Source organism: Roseomonas sp. WA12, from assembly GCF_054165765.1.
Genome location: NZ_JBSTUI010000002.1, coordinates 413,730 through 429,482 on the forward strand (window position 1 = coordinate 413,730; position 15,753 = coordinate 429,482).

The 15,753-nt window shown below is 66.8% G+C and carries 17 protein-coding genes; 7 read left to right on the forward strand and 10 right to left on the reverse strand.

The window, feature by feature from the left end:
• Positions 1–118 precede the first annotated feature (118 nt).
• Positions 119–475 (forward strand): putative quinol monooxygenase, encoded by a 357-nt coding sequence (locus tag ACVBD7_RS24405; protein ID WP_458098374.1) that lies wholly within the window; start codon positions 119–121, stop codon positions 473–475.
• A gap of 31 nt (positions 476–506) precedes the next feature.
• Here ACVBD7_RS24405 and ACVBD7_RS24410 read toward each other — a convergent pair whose 3' ends face one another.
• Together ACVBD7_RS24410 and ACVBD7_RS24415 are read right to left on the reverse strand one after the other, a co-directional pair.
• Positions 507–1,097 carry a hypothetical protein gene (locus ACVBD7_RS24410; RefSeq protein ID WP_458098090.1) on the reverse strand — a complete coding sequence of 197 codons (591 nt, stop codon included), beginning with the start codon at positions 1,095–1,097 and terminating at the stop codon, positions 507–509.
• Positions 1,098–1,116: 19 nt separating this feature from the next.
• The gene (locus ACVBD7_RS24415) at positions 1,117–1,893 is read right to left on the reverse strand and encodes a VOC family protein (RefSeq protein ID WP_458098091.1); all 777 of its coding nucleotides are present in this window, start codon (positions 1,891–1,893) and stop codon (positions 1,117–1,119) included.
• 162 nt (positions 1,894–2,055) lie between these two features.
• On the opposite strand from ACVBD7_RS24415, the gene ACVBD7_RS24420 reads away from it, so the two are divergent.
• Positions 2,056–2,679, forward strand: a complete 624-nt coding sequence (locus tag ACVBD7_RS24420; protein WP_458098092.1) for a TMEM175 family protein — start codon at positions 2,056–2,058, stop codon at positions 2,677–2,679.
• Between the two features lie 11 nt (positions 2,680–2,690).
• Here the strand turns inward: ACVBD7_RS24420 and paoC are convergent, their stop codons facing one another.
• From paoC to ACVBD7_RS24435, 3 genes are read right to left on the reverse strand one after another with little or no spacing between them, the layout of a single operon-like run.
• A complete protein-coding gene (gene paoC, locus ACVBD7_RS24425; protein WP_458098093.1) occupies positions 2,691–4,916 on the reverse strand; it encodes an aldehyde oxidoreductase molybdenum-binding subunit PaoC in 2,226 nt (741 codons plus the stop codon).
• On the reverse strand, positions 4,906–5,871 hold the full coding sequence (locus ACVBD7_RS24430; protein ID WP_458098094.1) for an FAD binding domain-containing protein: 966 nt from the start codon (positions 5,869–5,871) through the stop codon (positions 4,906–4,908). Before ACVBD7_RS24430 ends, paoC begins: the two co-directional genes overlap by 11 nt.
• Positions 5,868–6,362 carry a 2Fe-2S iron-sulfur cluster-binding protein gene (locus tag ACVBD7_RS24435; RefSeq protein WP_458098095.1) on the reverse strand — a complete coding sequence of 165 codons (495 nt, stop codon included), beginning with the start codon at positions 6,360–6,362 and terminating at the stop codon, positions 5,868–5,870. Before ACVBD7_RS24435 ends, ACVBD7_RS24430 begins: the two co-directional genes overlap by 4 nt.
• 365 nt (positions 6,363–6,727) lie before the next feature.
• Here ACVBD7_RS24435 and ACVBD7_RS24440 point away from each other — a divergent pair, with 365 nt between their 5' ends.
• The 4 genes from ACVBD7_RS24440 (at position 6,728) to ACVBD7_RS24455 (ending at position 10,008) form a co-directional block, all read left to right on the forward strand.
• The gene (locus ACVBD7_RS24440) at positions 6,728–6,979 is read left to right on the forward strand and encodes a hypothetical protein (protein WP_458098096.1); all 252 of its coding nucleotides are present in this window, start codon (positions 6,728–6,730) and stop codon (positions 6,977–6,979) included.
• A gap of 227 nt (positions 6,980–7,206) precedes the next feature.
• Complete coding sequence (locus ACVBD7_RS24445) at positions 7,207–7,581, forward strand: hypothetical protein (protein WP_458098097.1); 375 nt, start codon at positions 7,207–7,209, stop codon at positions 7,579–7,581.
• Positions 7,582–7,624: 43 nt separating this feature from the next.
• Positions 7,625–8,392 carry an SDR family NAD(P)-dependent oxidoreductase gene (locus tag ACVBD7_RS24450; RefSeq protein WP_458098098.1) on the forward strand — a complete coding sequence of 256 codons (768 nt, stop codon included), beginning with the start codon at positions 7,625–7,627 and terminating at the stop codon, positions 8,390–8,392.
• A 38-nt stretch (positions 8,393–8,430) separates the two neighbouring features.
• The gene (locus tag ACVBD7_RS24455) at positions 8,431–10,008 is read left to right on the forward strand and encodes an ABC transporter substrate-binding protein (protein WP_458098099.1); all 1,578 of its coding nucleotides are present in this window, start codon (positions 8,431–8,433) and stop codon (positions 10,006–10,008) included.
• 544 nt (positions 10,009–10,552) lie between these two features.
• Here the strand turns inward: ACVBD7_RS24455 and ACVBD7_RS24460 are convergent.
• The 3 genes from ACVBD7_RS24460 to ACVBD7_RS24470 all read right to left on the reverse strand — a co-directional run bounded on the left by ACVBD7_RS24460 (position 10,553) and on the right by ACVBD7_RS24470 (position 12,904).
• The gene (locus ACVBD7_RS24460; RefSeq protein WP_458098100.1) at positions 10,553–11,050 is read right to left on the reverse strand and encodes a VOC family protein; all 498 of its coding nucleotides are present in this window, start codon (positions 11,048–11,050) and stop codon (positions 10,553–10,555) included.
• Between the two features lie 290 nt (positions 11,051–11,340).
• A complete protein-coding gene (locus ACVBD7_RS24465; protein WP_458098101.1) occupies positions 11,341–12,171 on the reverse strand; it encodes a segregation and condensation protein A in 831 nt (276 codons plus the stop codon).
• Complete coding sequence (locus ACVBD7_RS24470) at positions 12,164–12,904, reverse strand: hypothetical protein (protein WP_458098102.1); 741 nt, start codon at positions 12,902–12,904, stop codon at positions 12,164–12,166. The genes ACVBD7_RS24465 and ACVBD7_RS24470 overlap by 8 nt, the downstream gene beginning before the upstream one ends.
• Before the next feature lie 19 nt (positions 12,905–12,923).
• On the opposite strand from ACVBD7_RS24470, the gene ACVBD7_RS24475 reads away from it, so the two are divergent.
• Positions 12,924–13,118, forward strand: coding sequence for a hypothetical protein (locus tag ACVBD7_RS24475; RefSeq protein ID WP_458097907.1), 195 nt, complete (start codon positions 12,924–12,926; stop codon positions 13,116–13,118).
• 46 nt (positions 13,119–13,164) lie between these two features.
• Here ACVBD7_RS24475 and ACVBD7_RS24480 read toward each other — a convergent pair whose 3' ends face one another.
• Together ACVBD7_RS24480 and ACVBD7_RS24485 are read right to left on the reverse strand one after the other, a co-directional pair.
• Positions 13,165–14,196 (reverse strand): tyrosine-type recombinase/integrase, encoded by a 1,032-nt coding sequence (locus ACVBD7_RS24480; protein ID WP_458098103.1) that lies wholly within the window; start codon positions 14,194–14,196, stop codon positions 13,165–13,167.
• A gap of 368 nt (positions 14,197–14,564) precedes the next feature.
• Positions 14,565–15,617 carry a DUF808 domain-containing protein gene (locus tag ACVBD7_RS24485; RefSeq protein WP_458098104.1) on the reverse strand — a complete coding sequence of 351 codons (1,053 nt, stop codon included), beginning with the start codon at positions 15,615–15,617 and terminating at the stop codon, positions 14,565–14,567.
• Between the last annotated feature and the right edge of the window lie 136 nt (positions 15,618–15,753).

The following is a 15,753-nucleotide window of genomic DNA, read 5'->3' on the forward strand; positions in this document are numbered from 1 at the left end:
TGCGGTGAATGGCGAAGCCGAGGCAGTGACGAAAACTTTAACTCCCGTCGGGCATCGCATCCTGCAACAGGGAGCGCTCGTCGCAAACCAGCGGAGAAGGAAGTCGATGAAGCCAACGATGCAAGAGGCGGAGACCCCGAATGCGGTAGGCGCCCTCTATGGCGCGGTGTCGGCGGGAGCATTCTGTGCTGTGGCGCAGATCCGGGCGAAGCCGGGCAAGGAGGAAGCGCTACGCGCCGAAACCCTGCCGCTGATCGAGCAGGTCCGCCTGGACCCGAAAAATCTAGTCTACTTTCTCCAGGAGGATCGCGATTATCCCGGCCACTTCGTCTTTTACGAGATTTTCGCAACGGAGGAGGACTTCATGGCCCACAACGAGAAGCCTTACGTCAAGGAGTGGTTCGCAAAGCTGAAGGACCTTGCACAGGGCAACGTCGAGGTCCTCCGCTTGAAGGTTCTACCCGCTGAGGACTGAAGCTGAGAGCGAGAAGAAGAGCTCATTTCGGCTAGCGCGACGGCGTGGCCGCGCCAGCCGCTCCGTGGGGGTCAGGACGGCTGGGATAGTGGACCACGTCCACCCGCATCTGCTGATTGCGCAGGCGCCACGCACGCGTCATGCCGCGCGTGAGCGGCGAGATTATCCATAACAACGCAATCGACACGGCCCCGGAAGTCAGAGCAAGCCGGGCCGCCCAGGGCAGCGCCGGCGCTACCTGGTCGAGGACAGCACTCAGGGCCAGCAGTAGTGGGTAGGTCAGTACCCAGGTCGAGGCCAGCACCTTCCACTTCGGCCCAGATGCGTCGCTGGGAACGGTGATGCGGACGATTGGGTCGCTGATGATGCAGAGCTCGCGTAGGGAGTCGCGCTCGAACGACGAGACCATACGCTGATGAGCTTCCGAGGCTTCCCACTTCCTCAGGTCGCCTTCACCCGTGAACTGCGAGACCAGAAAGCTGAGGCCGTCGCCCTGCTGGAGCAGGAGCGTTGCCAGATGATGGGAGTCCCGGCCCGCCTCCGCGAAGGCGCTCTCAAAATCACGGATGATGGCGGCCTCACGGCCGCCTCGGGAGATGAGCGAGGTAACGGTGGTCAGCACGGGCCGGCCTCCCCCGGCATCACTGCCCCATTTTGGCGAGATGACGCTGCCTCGCCTCCAGAAAAGTCCCCTTCACCGGATCGAGCGCCTGCACGAACTCCAGCTGCTCGCCCTCCGGCCCCTTGCAGTAGATAAGAGACCAGCCATTAGACTTACCCTGGCGGATCTTATTCGTGTTGGCGCTTATCGGGGCTCCACGGCGCGCGTCCTCGGTGCGAACTGTGACCGCCCGGTTTGCCCGGACCTGGGTCATGCCGCGGCGCGCGCTCTCCGCCTCCAGATCCGCGATGAATTTGTCGAAATCCACGTCATCTCGGATGTAAAAGCAGATGTGCATCGACCGGGGATAGGCCGGGCTCATGTGGTCACGGGGCTCGGCGAAGCTCCGGCCGTCGCCCTCCGGCTGGTCGGCGTTTCGATACTGCAGAAGCTCAATGACAACGTTGTCGAATTGCACGAAGCGGACGTCGAGGCGCTGCGACCCGCCGGCAAGGTCCGGAACGCCGATCGTCGCGGGAACGATGCCCTGTTCAGCGGCCAGGATCTCCTCGTCGGTCAGCAGCGTGTTGTGGATCGCCTCTCCCTGGAAGTCACCGTCGCGCATCACCTCCGTCCCGCCGAGAACCTCCGTGTAGAACTCGAAGGCGCGGTTCATGTTCTGGACGGTGACGCCGAAGTGCTGCACGCCCTGCAGCCGAAGCCCGAGCGGGCCACGATCGCGGGAAGAGGTTACCTCCACCTCGCCGGTGTCGGAGCGGGACGGGGTGCTGTGGTTGGAACCGGGCGAAAGTGCCATAGGTCGTCTCCTGATGGGCCGGGGATCAGCCGGAGCGAGTGCGCGACGTCCATAGCCTTCGGTAAGGTCCGTCAGTGGTAAAATGGGGTAAATGTCTTTCTGTTGCGGCGTCTCCGGTCCATCGGCACGCTACACTTTCGACCTGGGCAGAGCGGACGCGGGATGAGACGAGGACCGGAGAACGGCTATCACCGCGCTGAGGCGTTCAGCGACGCAGTGATCGCGATCAGCGTCACGCTCATGGCCTATGAACTGCTTGGGGCAGGCGGGGCTCAGGCGAGCGACCTCGCCGGCGTCCTCGCGGCGGCTTGGCCACCCGGCCTAGCCTTCGTGATGAGCTTCCTCGTGGTCGGCCAGATGTGGATCGTGCACCACAATCTCTGGCGCTTCGTCCGGGAGGTCGACCAGGGCATGCTCGTGCTCAATCTGGGCCTGCTGCTGTTCATCGCCGTGCTGCCCGTTGCCGCGAAGCTGCTGGCGACGCATCTCAACGGCCCGGCGAGCGGGCTACAGGTCGCGGCAGGCCTCTATGCAGCGACGGCGCTTGGGCAGGCAGCCCTGTTCAACGTCATCTTGCGTTGGGCTTGGGACAGGCGGCTCTTCGAGGCGGGGATGGACGAGCCGCTATACGCGGATTTCAAACGACACTTCGCCCTTGGACCGGCGATCTACCTGGGCGCCTTCCTGCTGAACCTCGTCTCACCCTACCTCAGCATAGCCGCCTACCTCGCGGTGCCTATCGCCTACATCGGCTTCGGCTTCGGCACCGCGAAAGGGGCGCGCTAGACGGACGCTGCTCAGAGAGACGTTAGCGCCGGCAGTTCGTGCAGGTGCTTGTCAAGGGTGATGGGGTAGTCGCGCACCCGCACTCCGGTCGCGTTGTAGACCGCGTTGGCGACCGCCGCCGCCGCACCACAGAGCCCTAGCTCGCCGATTCCCTTCGCCTTCATCGGGGAAGCGGCCGCATCCGGGTGATCGAGGAGGATGACGTCGAGATGCGGGATGTCGGCATGGACGGGAACCTCGTAGCCGGCCATGTCGTGGTTGACGAAGAAGCCGCGCCCGGGATCGACCGCCAGCTCCTCGATCAGCGCCGCGCCAAGGCCCATCGTCATACCGCCGATCACTTGGCTGCGCGCGGTGATCGGGTTGATGATGCGGCCGGCATCGCAGACTGCGAGCATGCGGCGGAGTCGGACCTCGCCGGTGAAGGCGTCCACCCCCACTTCGGCGAACTGGGCGGCGAAGGTCGATTGCTGGTACTGCTTGTCGAGATCGCCGAACTCGATGGAGTCCTCGCCGGTTAGGATTCCTTTCGCGGCGGCCTGCTGCAGGGGCACCACCGCATTCCCGGACCTCACGCTGCCCCCGACGAACTCACAGCGGTCTCGCGGGAGGTCCAGGCGATCCGCGATCGCGTTCCGCAGCGCGATGCTGGCGGCGTAAACGCCGGAGGTCGCGTTGGCAGCGCCCCACTGGCCGCCCGAGCCTGCGGCCCGCGGGAAGCTGGAATCGCCAAGCCGGACCTCAACCTCCGCGGTGGAGAGGCCGAGCATCTCCGCCGCAGTCTGCGCCACGATTGTGTAGGTGCCCGTCCCGATATCCGTCATATCCGTCTCGACGGTGAGGCCGCCCGACGCCTCAAGCCGGACCCGTGCGCCGGACTTCATGGCGAGCGCGTTGCGGATGCCCGCTGCCACGCCCATGCCGACGAGCCAACGACCCCGGCGGTCCTGGCCCGGCCATGAATTCCGTGCCGACCACCCGAAGCGCGCCGCGCCCGTCCGCAGACACTCGACGAGATGGCGCTCTGAGAAGGGGCGGCTCGGCGCGTGCGGATCGACCTGGGTGTCGTTCAGGACACGGAACTCCACCGGGTCCATGCCGAGCTTCTCGGCCATCTCGTCCATGGCCATTTCGAACGCCATCAGGCCGGGCGCCTCGCCGGGCGCACGCATGAAGTTGCTCTCGGGCAGGTCCATGGTGGCCAACCTCATGCCGATCTCGCGGTTCGGCGCGGCATACAGGATCTTCGTCTGCGATGTCGCCATCTCGGCGCCGCCGAGGGGCAAGTTGCCGCTCAGACCGCGGTGGGAGATCCCGGTCAGCGTTCCGTCGGCGAGAGCCGCTAGCCGCACCCTCTGAATCGTGGCCGAACGGTGCGTGCCGTTGTTGAAGATCAGGGCGCGCTGGAGGGCGAGCTTCACGGGCCGGCCAGCCGCCTTCGACGCCAGTGCAGCCAGCACCACGTCGCTCCGGATGAAGAGCTTGGCCCCGAACCCGCCGCCGACGTAGGGCGACATCACGTGCAGCCTGTCCGGCTCGATGGAGAGCGCCTTCGGAAGGTCGCGCATCGCCCAGTTCACCATCTGGTTTGCCGTCCAGACCGTCAGGCGGTCGCCTTCCCACGCCGCCACCGTGGCGTGGGGCTCCATCTGAGCGTGGCTCTCGTAGGGAGTCGTGTAGGTCTGATCGAGCGTAATAGGGGCCTGCCGGAATACGGCCTCGAAATCGCCGACACGGTCGACGTCGGGCGCGTCCGGGCCGCCGTTCTCCTTGTCCGGAGCGGGTGCCGCCTTCGCCGCCTCGGCCACGAGGACGAAGCGTCCTTCCTCTCGTCCATAGTCGACCTTCAGCAGCCGCGAGGCCGCGCGTGCCTGCTCGAAGCTCTCCGCCACGACCACGGCGACGGCCTGATGGTAGTGCTGGATCCTGTCGCCGCCGAACAGGCTGGCGGCGCACATTTCGCCATGCGGGAGCGGGGCGTGGTCCAGCGTCGTGACAACAGCGAGGACGCCCGGCGCGGCGAGCGCGGCGGCGGTGTCGATGGCCCGTACAGATCCCTTGGCAATGCCGGCGCCAAGAATATACCCGTAGGCCGGATCGGTGACGGCATCATTCCGTTCGAAGGCGTAGCGGGCCTTGCCGCCCACCTTCAACGGCCCGTCGATGCGGTGCACCGGTTTCCCGACAACGGTGCCGTTGTCGATAGGATTGCGGAGGGCTGGCTTTTCAAATCGCATCGATCGTTCCCTTCGCTTGAGCGATGACGGAGGCGAGCGCGCGCGCGGCAAGAGGGATCTTGAACGCGTTCTGCTCCGTGGGTGTCGCGCCGGCGAAGGCGATGGAGACCACCGCCTCCGCCCCGTCCGTGAGGGCTTCCTCCGCCTCCTCAACCCGCCACGGCATCGGCGCGACGCCGCCAAAGGCGACACGGCCCGTCCCGTCCTCCTGCAGCACCGCGGCGACCGAGACGAGCGCGAAGGCGTAGGAGGCGCGATCGCGGACCTTGCGGTAGATGTGGGTGCCACCGATCGGCGGGGGCAGGATCACGGCCGTGATCAGCTCGCCGGGGGCTAGTTCTGTCTCGATTTCCGGCGTTTCGCCGGGGAGGCGGTAGAAGGCGGCGATCGGCAAGATTCGCTTCCGGCCCGCCGCGCCAATGATCTCGACCGAGGCGTCGAGCAGGCGCAGCGCAACCACCATGTCTCCAGGGTAGGTGGCGATGCAGGACGGGCTGGTGCCGATCACCGCCAACCCGCGTGATACCCCGTCGATGGCCGAACAACCCGAGCCGGGTACGCGCTTGTTGCACGCCTGGTCCGTGTCGTAAAAATAAGGGCAGCGATTTCGCTGGAGCAGGTTTCCGGCGGTGCTGGCCTTGTTGCGCAGCTGTCCGGTTGCGCCGGACACGATAGCGCGGCTGATCACGCCGTAGTGGCGCCTGACGCGTGCATCCGCCGCGAGATCTGTATTGCTTACCAGCGCCCCGATACGGAGGCCGCCCTCGGCCGTTTCCTCGATACGCGCGAGGTCGAGGTCGCGGATGTCGATGAGTCGGGAAGGGGCCTCGATCTCCAGCTTCATCAGGTCGAGCAAGTTGGTGCCCCCCGCGATGAACTTGGCGCCGGGTGTGCCAGCCATCGCCCCCATCGCCTCTTCGACCGTCCTCGCGCGCTGGTAGGTGAAGGCCCTCATGACGTCTCTCCGAGGAAGCCGGCGATGGCGGCCTGAATGCTCGAATAGGCGCCGCATCGGCAAATATTGCCACTCATGCGCTCCCGCATCTCGAGTGGGGTCGGGCTTGTAGGCGCTTCCAGATTCGTCGTCGCGTGGCTGGGCACGCCGCGGCGCACCTCGTCCAGCGCACCCAGAATCGAGCAGATCTGCCCTGGCGTGCAGTAGCCGCACTGGAAGCCGTCGTGCTCAATTAGTTGCTGTTGCAGCGGATGCAGCTTACCGCCGCTTCCAATTCCTTCGATCGTGGTGACCTCGTCTCCCACATGCATAATCGCGAGGCTCAGGCATGAGTTAATCCGGATCCCGTTCACGAGAACGGTGCAGGCGCCGCACTGGCCCTGGTCGCAGCCCTTCTTCGTCCCAGTTAGATCGAGGTGCTCCCGAAGGAAGTCGAGGAGAGTGACCCGGGGATCACCCTCGAAGAGCCGCTCCTGACCGTTGACGAGCATCGCGCTGGTTTGCAGGGAGCGAGGAGGTTGCTCCGCCGATCTGGACCGTATGAGATTGTCAGTCCTGTCCTGCATAGGCTCTCCTCCCTGACACCGTCATCTTCGATGTTGGACATAGCGCCCGGTCGTCACTGGTACTGGTTAAATGCGGTGAAAACTTCGGGTGCCGCTGACTTCTCCGGGGCCACTTGCCGGAATGGATGGCCAATGGATCGGCCCGAAAGCTTCATGCGAGATATCTGGAGCGCGCCATCGGGGATTTCGGATCCATATGAGCGGGAGCTTGAACCCCTCGATGGGCGGTAGACCTCTGCCAGGCACCTGCGCCATCATCCCTGCGTTGCAGACCGGGAGCCGGAGACGTCATGCCCCGTCACATCGCCTGCCTGTCGGTCGACTTCGATACTTGGTCCGGCTTCGCCTCGCTCGGGATGCTAACGCCGACCTCCATCTCCCGCGGGGAGTTCGGTGTGGTCGGCGCCGGGCGCATCCTGAACCTGCTGGCCAGCCGCAGCATCAAGTCGAGCTGGTACGTCCCGGGGGTGTTGATTGAGACCTACCCGGCGGCCTGCGAGCGCGTGATCGCCGGCGGGCATGCGATCAGCCACCACGGCTGAAGCCACGTGCCGCCCGCTGACCTGCCGGCGGACCGGGAGGCGGAGGAGTTCGCGCGCGCGGTGGAGAGCATCCGCCCCTCACCGGCAAGGGGCCGGTTGGTCACCGATCTCCCTCCTGGGATATCAGCGACCGCTCACTCGACCTCGCCCTGGAGCACGGCTGCCGCTATGACAGCAGCATTAAGGGGCATGATTGCCGGCCGTACTTCGCGGGGCGCGGGAACAAGGTGTCGGCGGACGCGTCGCTGGTCTTCGGCGAGACGACGGACGTGGTCGAGATTCCCAACAGCCGGTCGCTGCACGACCACCCACATTTCGAGTTCTTCCGCATCGGCGGCACGGTGATGCTGGGGCTGGCGAACACGGATGCGGTGCTGGAGAACTGGATTACCGACTTCGAGTACATACGCCGCACCACAGAGTGGGGAATGCTCGTCTTCACCTTCCACCCCTACGTCATCGGGTGCAGGAATCGGATGCTGATGCCGGAGAAGCCGATCGACGCGCTAGGCACCATGGGCGCCGAGTTCTTCACGCTGGACGAGGGTCAGCAGGAGTTCCGAGCCCGCGCGTCGGCACAATCCACAGTGGCGCGGCAATAGGCGGAGCAGTGACCGGCCCGCCCCTCTCGAAAGGATCGCTTCGGTGCTTCAGGAACCTCGTTTTGCCGGTCAAGTGGCGATCGTCACCGGCTCGGCCAGCGGCATTGGCGCGGCAACGGCAGCACGGCTCGCGCAGGAAGGGGCTAAGGTCCTGGTGGCCGATCGCTCGCCGGATGTCGACGCGGTGGCGCGCGAGATCGGCGGTGTCGCGCTCGAGCTCGACCTAGCCGAGAAGAGTGCGGGGAGCAGGCTTGCTAAGGCGGCGCTCCAGGCCTTCGGCCACATCGACATCCTGGTGAACAATGCTGGCATCGGCGGCAGCAAGGCCTTGGCCGAATCGGACGACGACCTCATCGACCGTTTCGTGGACACAAATCTGAAGGCTGTGCTGCGCGTGACGCGGGACTGCCTGCCGCATCTGGCCCGGCCGGGCGGGAGCATCGTCAACATATCCTCCATCTTCGGACTGGTGGGCTACCCCGGCACCGCGGCCTATGCTGTCGCGAAGGCGGGAGTCGCCCAGCTCACGCGCCAGCTGGCCTGCGATCTCGGGCCGGAGGGCATCCGCGTCAACGCCATCGCGCCGGGTGTCATCGAGACGCGGATGACGGCGAACTACCTGAAGGACCCGCGCTACGTCGCCAACATGACCCTCCCGACGCCGCTCCGGCGCGCAGGAAAGCCGAAGGAGATCGCCTCCACCGTGGCCTTCCTGGCCTCGGAGGACGCGTCCTTCATCACGGGGCAGGTCCTCGTCGTCGATGGGGGCTGGCTCACGTCCCGCGCCGCGCCGGCGCAGGCCGAAGGCTGAGGCCTGAGCTCCATACCTCCAACGGAAAGACACATTTCATGAAGCGCAGAGCATTCCTGGCAAGCGGCGGCGCCCTTCTCGCCGCGCCGTCTCTTACCACCGCCCAGCAGAGCAAGGTCTTGCGGTTCATCCCGCAGACGGATCTCAGCTTCCTCGACCCGATCTTCAGCCTGGCCTACGCGACCCGGAACCATGGCTACATGGTCTTCGACATGCTTTACGGCCAGGACAGCAGCTATCGTGTGGCACCGCAGATGGTGGAAGGCCAGATCACGGAGGGGGATGGTCTCCTTTGGCGCCTGACGCTGCGCGATGGACTAAAATGGCACGACGGCGAGCGCGTTCTAGCGCGGGACTGCGTGGCGAGCATCCGCCGCTGGGGTGCGCGCGACCCCTTCGGTCAGGCGTTGCTGGCCATAACGGACGAGCTCTCGGCCCCGGACGACCGGACAATCCGGTTTCGCCTGAAGCGTCCCTTCCCGCTGCTGCCGGAGGCGCTGGGCAAGCTGCCGCCGCTGCTGCCGGTGATGATGCCGGAGCGCCTCGCCAGGACAGACCCGTTCACGCAGGTGACGGAGATGGTCGGATCGGGCCCGTTCCGCTTCCTTCCCGGGGAGCGTGTCTCCGGCGCGCGCGTCGTCTACGAGCGGTTTGCGGACTACGTGCCGCGCTCCTCGGGCACGGCGGATGGCACGGCGGGGCCGAAGGTCGTGCATGTGGACCGGGTGGAATGGACCACGATCCCCGATGCCTCCACGGCGGCGGCGGCCCTGCAGGCAGGTGAGCATGACTGGCTGGAGTTTGCCGCGAACGACATGGTCCCGCTTCTCAGGCGCATGCGTGGCGTGAAGGTGGCGGTGCAGGAGCAGGCGGGCATGATGTGCTTGATGCGGCTGAATCACCTGCACCCGCCCTTCAACAACCCGGCCATCCGCCGCGCGATCTTGGGTGCCTTCGACCAGGCGGACTTCATGCAGGCCGTCGCCGGTGACGACAGGGCGATGTGGCACGCGCCGGTTGGCTTCTTCACCCCGGGCTCGCCCATGGCGAACGACGAGGGACTCGGCGTGCTCCAGGGACCGCGCGACTACGCCCGGGTTAAGCGGGAGCTCGAGGCCGCAGGATACAAGGGCGAGAAGGTGGTGCTGCTCGGGTCCACCGAGCCGACCTTCATCCTCGGCCTGAGCGAGGTAGCGGCGGATCTCCTCCGCAAATGTGGCCTGAACGTCGAGTATCTCCTCTCCGACTGGGGAACGCTGACCACTCGGCGCTCCAGTAGGGAGCCGGTCGAGAAGGGCGGCTGGAGCTGCTACATGACGGCCCTCACAGGGATCGACACCGCCAATCCCGCACTCAGCACGCCGCTGCGAGGGAACGGCCTTCAGGCCATGGCGGGCTGGCCGAACCTGCCGCAGATCGAAGCGCTAGTCGGCGAATGGTACTCCGCCGGGGACCTCGCCGCGCAGCAGGGTCTCGCGCGGAGGCTGCAGGCCCAGGCCTTCCGGGACGTGCCCTATGTCCCGGCTGGGCAGTTCCTCCAAGTCGCGGCCTACCGGTCCAACCTCGAAGGGCTCCTTCGCGGGTTTCCCCTGTTCTGGAATGTCAGGAAGACCTGATGCACTGCGTAGGAACGGCGGTAGGCGGGCGCGCGTCTGTTGCCGCCCATTGAGGGGCACGCGTCGCGATAGGTGCCGCAGCCGCGAAAACATCGCTGAACACTCCAGAGCGTGGGACAGTGCCGCTCCCAGGTGAAGCAGGATCAACGCGAGGATAAGCATCCTCAATCTTGCTGTTCACGCCGCGAAGCAGACGTGGAGTTAGAGGTTTTGCAGCAGGATGGGCGCAAGGCATACGCTGCCGAAGAGCGCCACCGGTAGCCATCGGCGGAGAGCCCGGAAACTGGGAGAGGCGCGGCGGCCGTGTGCTCCTCCGCGTCGCTGCTGATCCTGTTCGCCTCGAAGGTGCTGGTGAAGTAACTGCCCTTTACCTAGATTCGCCGCAGCCTGGGTTCGGGGTCGTTGGGCGGACCGAACATCTTCGGCCGTATCACGCCGGAGCGCAGTGCTGCTGTCAGTCAGCTTGGCTCTGTCGTACCGGAGGCCCGCAGCCCGCAATCTTTCGATCCGGCGGGCCGAGACTCACCCCCAGGTCCGATCGGCCCTACCGTCCCCGATTGGCGTACATCAGCTCCGTCGAGTGACTGTAGATCTCGATCAGATTGCCCCACGGGTCCTGGCAATAGACCGCCTGGAACGGCTCCCCCTCGAAGAGCGTCCAAATCGCGGAGCGCTGCTTACCGCCATGATCAGCAATGCGCTTGGCGAGAATTTCAATATCCGGATCAACCAAGCAGAAGTGGAAGACACCCGTTTTCCAATAGTCGAAATTGTTGTCCGCCGGCTCCGAATGTGGCGTGACGAACTGGAAGAGCTCTATTCCGACTCCGTTCGCCGTCGCCAAGTGGCAGACAAAGCACTCCTCAAATCGGTCCCCGAATATGCCCTTGAACGCCTCGCCAATATGCGATCCGTCATGTTTAATGTGCAGTGGTCCAATGATATGCCTGCAGGAGAAAACGTCCTGGTACCACTTCGTCGCTGCGGCGATGTCGGTAACGGTAAGGCCGACATGCGTGATCGGTAGCGGGTGATAACCCATTGATGCTCTCCTCGCTTGGCAATGCTTTGTTTAACAGCGGGGATCGTCAAATTAGGGTAAAAAGAGGTAAATGCGCAAAGCTCAGGGAGCGAACTTCGGACCTTGGTTACGCGTCTGGACGCTACTTTCTTGAGGCGGATCTTCGTTCATCAGTTCCGGAAGTCGGAAACCGTAGCTCATAGAAAACGGGATCGTCAGCTTTCGACTATCACGGTGGCCACTCTCTCCGTCGACCGCTGCAGGCAAAGGGATTCGAAGTTTCGGCCCCAAACGCCACCGCTGCTCATCGATCACATGCCGACACTCGCAAGCCTGACTGTGACCGGTCCAAACGGCTTCACCTGCTCGAGCGTCGCTGCACCATCTCGCGCGAGTTCGAGCCCGGCGACGAGGGTGCTCGCATACGCCGTCCTTAGACGGGCTGCACGGTCAGCGGCATGCGCAGGGATCTGAGGCATGCAGCGCTCCAGCGCCAATCCGGTCGGGTGCTGCTCGAGTAGCTCGGCGATTCGCCGGAGCGCATCCGGGATGCGCCAGAGGTCAGGCGGACTGGGCCGGTAGATCAACGCCGGTTCGGCCCCCCTCCCTTCCTTCCCCTCCAGCATGGCAAGTGTCGCCTCCAGGAAGGCCACATACAGCTCCGCCTGCGGCCGGGCCTGGGGTGGCGTGCCTTCGCCCCTGCCGAACACCGCCCGCCCGAGCTGTGGCCGCGCTGCCAGCCAGTCTGCCCCGGCCCGCATGCGGGCGAGCTCGTCCAGGAGCTCGAGCCGGCGTGCAGCGGCCACCCTCGCGTCCGCAGCCTCCTCCGGGCTCGTGGGCGCCAGGAGCTGCGCCTTGAGCAGCAGGAGTTGGCTCGCCATGACCAGCCAGTCGCCGCGACGCTCCAGCGGGATCCGCCCTCCCCCGTCCTCGATGGCGGCGACCAGTTGATCGGTCAGGCTCAGGATCGAGAGCCGCCCGAGGTCGACCCGCTGGCGCCGCACCATCTCCAGCAGGAAGTCGAGCGGGCCCTCGAAGCCCTCCACGCTCAGCCGCGGCGTGGCATGGGTCAGCTGGGACTGCGCCGCCCTCCCCTTCCCTTCCCAGACCTCAGCCTCCGCGGTGGCCGGGAGCTCAGCCACGGCGGCGCGCCCCGACTCGCACTCCACCTTTTCGCCCGGCCGCCTCCCGTGCGGGTACCCGGCTGTCCTGCTCCAGCGTCTCGCCCCGTGCCGAGCCGGGATAGTGCGGCTGCAGCTCCACGGAGAGGTCGGGCCAGGCGCGGCGGAGGCGCAGGATGGCGGCCCAGGGCGACCAGTCGGCCGACCAGAACCCGACCCGCAGCTGCCCCATCTTTCTCTTCCGCCCGTCCAGCGTGCTCGGCAGCGCCTCGACGTGCCGGAGCGGACGGGTCACGCCCCAGTGGCTTTGGAGCCAGTTCCGACTCACGGCCTCCTCCGGTCCGAGAGCGAGGACGGAGGGCGGCACTGGCAGGAGCCGGTGCAGGTCAAAGGGACAGCGCCGGTCGGTGGTCAGCCGGGCCAGCGCCGCTTGGTGGTTGGCGGCCGCGGCGTCCCGCAGCCTCCGGGCGAGGATCTTGGCGCCGGAGAGGCTGATGGCGCGCACCCCGTCCTGGGGTCCGGCCATGGGCAGCAGGAACTCCTCCTCCAGCGAGGCAAGGTCCAGAGCCCAGGGGATCACGCCTGAGCCGGCCGCGGCCTGGCGGAACGCCTCCACGCGTTCCGAGGGCCCGCCGGCAGTCACGACGTTCCACAGCCAGTCCACCGGCATCGGTGTGGGCTGCCAGAGGGGCGACGCGGGGTCTCTCGGCTCCGGCGCGACGGTGGCGCTCTCATCGCTTGGCATCGCGCTCATGCGCTTCTAGGAAGCCACGATGCTGTTCAAACCGGCCGCCCCCACGAAGGACCCTCTGGATACGCTGGAGATCCAGGTCAGCAAGGAGGGCGCGGGCCGGAACAACTGGCGCTGGTCGATCTGGCGCGGGTCGACGCTGGTCTCGCGCGCGCCGCAGGGCTTTGCGGGTGCCGAGGCCGCATATGAGGACGGACGCCGCGTCCTGAACCGCTGACCAGCGCGCCCTCTAACGAGGGCCCGCCCGGGCTGCCGGCCGCCCCTCACAGGTCGAGCAGCCGTGCCGGGCTGTCCTGGGTGATCTTGGCCCGCCGGCGATAGCCCTGGGTGGTGGCAATGCTCCGCTGCCGCGCGTGATGCATGACCTGCTCGTCGAGGGCACCCTTGAGGTAGGCCTCGGTGATGAACCCGGCCCTCAGTCCGTGGGGCGAGAGGCGCTCGGTCTCATCCACCGTGAGTCGAGCCATCTCCGCCCGACGGCGCAGGATCTTCCACACCCCCTGCGGGCTCAGCCGGTCTTCCAGTGCGCCCCCAGCGCTGAGGCGACGGAACACCGGCCCCCACTCCGTGCGCGTCTGCCGGAGCCACTCCTCCATGGCCCGCACCGGGCAGGAGAGCGGGTTCAGGCCTCGAGGGATGCCAATCGTGGCCCCCTCCCCTTCCCGGTCGCGCTTGGAACGCGGGATGAACACGGTCATCCCCTCGGTCGTGAAGCGCAGGTGCTCTCGGTCGATCGCGACCAGCTCGGAGCGCCGCAGCGCGCCCGCGAAGCCCAGCAGCAGCAGCGCGCGATCGCGGGTGCCGGCCGTGTCGGTGCCGCAGGCCGCGAGCAGCCGCTTCACCTCGACTGAAGTGAGGGCGGCGGCAGGGCGGGACGCCTTGCCGTGAGTCGCGAGGATGCCGCGCATCGTCGCTGCGATCGCCGGGTGCCGGGTCTCCCAGGGGTGGCCGGCCTGACGGTGCTGGTGGGCGATGGCGGCGAGGCGCCGGCGTAGCCCGCTGCGGCCCAGCGTCTTGGCCAGGCTCGCGAGGTGGCCGGCGACCACAACGGGAGCGGCCGGGAGGGGGGCGATGCCGCCCGCCTCGCACCAGGCGCAGAAGGCACGCCAGTCGCTCTCATAGGCGCGCTTGGTGTTGTCCGAGAGCGCCCGGCCCGCGTAGCCGGCCGCCTGCGCCACCGCTTCGCCGACCGGGCCGGAGAGCATGGCCAGCGCCTCGGGTGGGAGTGTCTGCTGGACAAGCCGCCGCACGGCAGTGGGCAGCGGTGCCCGGCCAGTTTCGTCAGGCGGCGTCAACGCCAGGACCTCTGGGGCCGACGCGGCGAAAGCTCCGCATTTACTGGGCCCGGCGTTCCTGTCCCGGTCATCCCCCCACACCCCCTGCCCTCTTCGGCCGTCCGGTTCAGCGCGGCCGCCCTCGCCGTTCCGGCCAGGATCAGAGTGCCAGGAGAGCCCCTCTCATGGCAATCCGCCCCGCAGTCCAACGTCGGCACGATAATAGATGATTATCGTGCCTTATTACCCAATCAGATGGCTGAAATGCGGTCGAGTGCAGCGTTCCGCCTCTGGCGTCCGGTCTGACGCGGGGCGGCTTCGGAAGTGCAGGTCCGCCCCGGACGGGCCCATGCCCAGGCCAACCCGGACCCTGCCGGCAGCGTCCCCTGTCAGGCGCCCGGCGCTCCTTGTCCCTTCGGCGCTCGCCGGAACAGGCCGATCAGCGGCGACACCACAAACTGCACGACGGGGATCAGCACCGCGCCGACCAGCAATCCCACCACGCCCGAACCTGCCGCCGTTGCCAGCCATTCCACGGCACCCGCCGCCGCTGGCGCCGCGTCCGCCACCGCGACGGCGGTGGCGTGGATCGCGTGCTCCACTCCCGGCAAGCCGTAGCCAGCCAGGCCGTGCACGATGATGCCACCGCCTACCCACACCATCGCAGCCGTGCCCACGACCGCAAGTACCTTGAGGAACCAGGGCATCCCAATCACCAGTGCGCGCCCGATCGCCTGTGTCACCGGCCGAACCGCGACGTCGGCGCCGCTAGGCTGACCGATCCGCCGACGGAAGATCGCCGAGATCGGGCGCTCGCCGGCCGCCATCGCCAGCCCCGCGTCGTCCGCCTTCACGATCAGCGCCACCACCCCGTAAACGCCCACAGTGATGCCGATCCCCACGATCGCCAGAACCACCGCCTGTTCCCAAAGCGGCACGTCGGGCAGGGTGCCGAGCGTGATCGCCATGATCTCGGCCGAAAGGATGAAGTCGGTACCGATGGCGGCGCGCACCTTGGCGTCTTCCAGCGCCTGGGGGTTCTCGGGCGGTGCCAGCACCTTGGCCTCGTGCTGGCCTGCCCCGTGCGGCGCCACCGCGTGCCACACCTTCTCGGCGCCCTCGTAGCAGAGATAGGCGCCGCCCAGCATTAGAAGCGGCGTAATTGCCCAGGGCGCAAACAGGCTTAGCAGCAGTGCGCCGGGGAGCAGGAATAGCAACTTGTTCTTGAGCGATCCCCAGGCGATCCTCGCCACGATCGGTATCTCGCGCGCTGCGGCGAAGCCCACCACGTAGCGCGGTGTCACCGCGGCGTCGTCGATCACCACGCCAGCCGCCTTAGCGCCGGCCTTGGCCGACTGCGCGACCACGTCGTCCAGCGACGCCGCCGCGACCTTGGCCAGCCCGGCGATGTCGTCCAAGAGCGCGATCAACCCTGTGCTCAAGCGAAGCTCCCCTTCTGGCGCGCGTGCGCGGCTATCATGGATGATCCGTATGCTCGCCGCGACCCGGGGGGCGCCTCGAAAATGCCGGGATCGGTGGGCGCGGGGCTAGCGGGTTCTGTCAGCTCTCGCGCCAAAG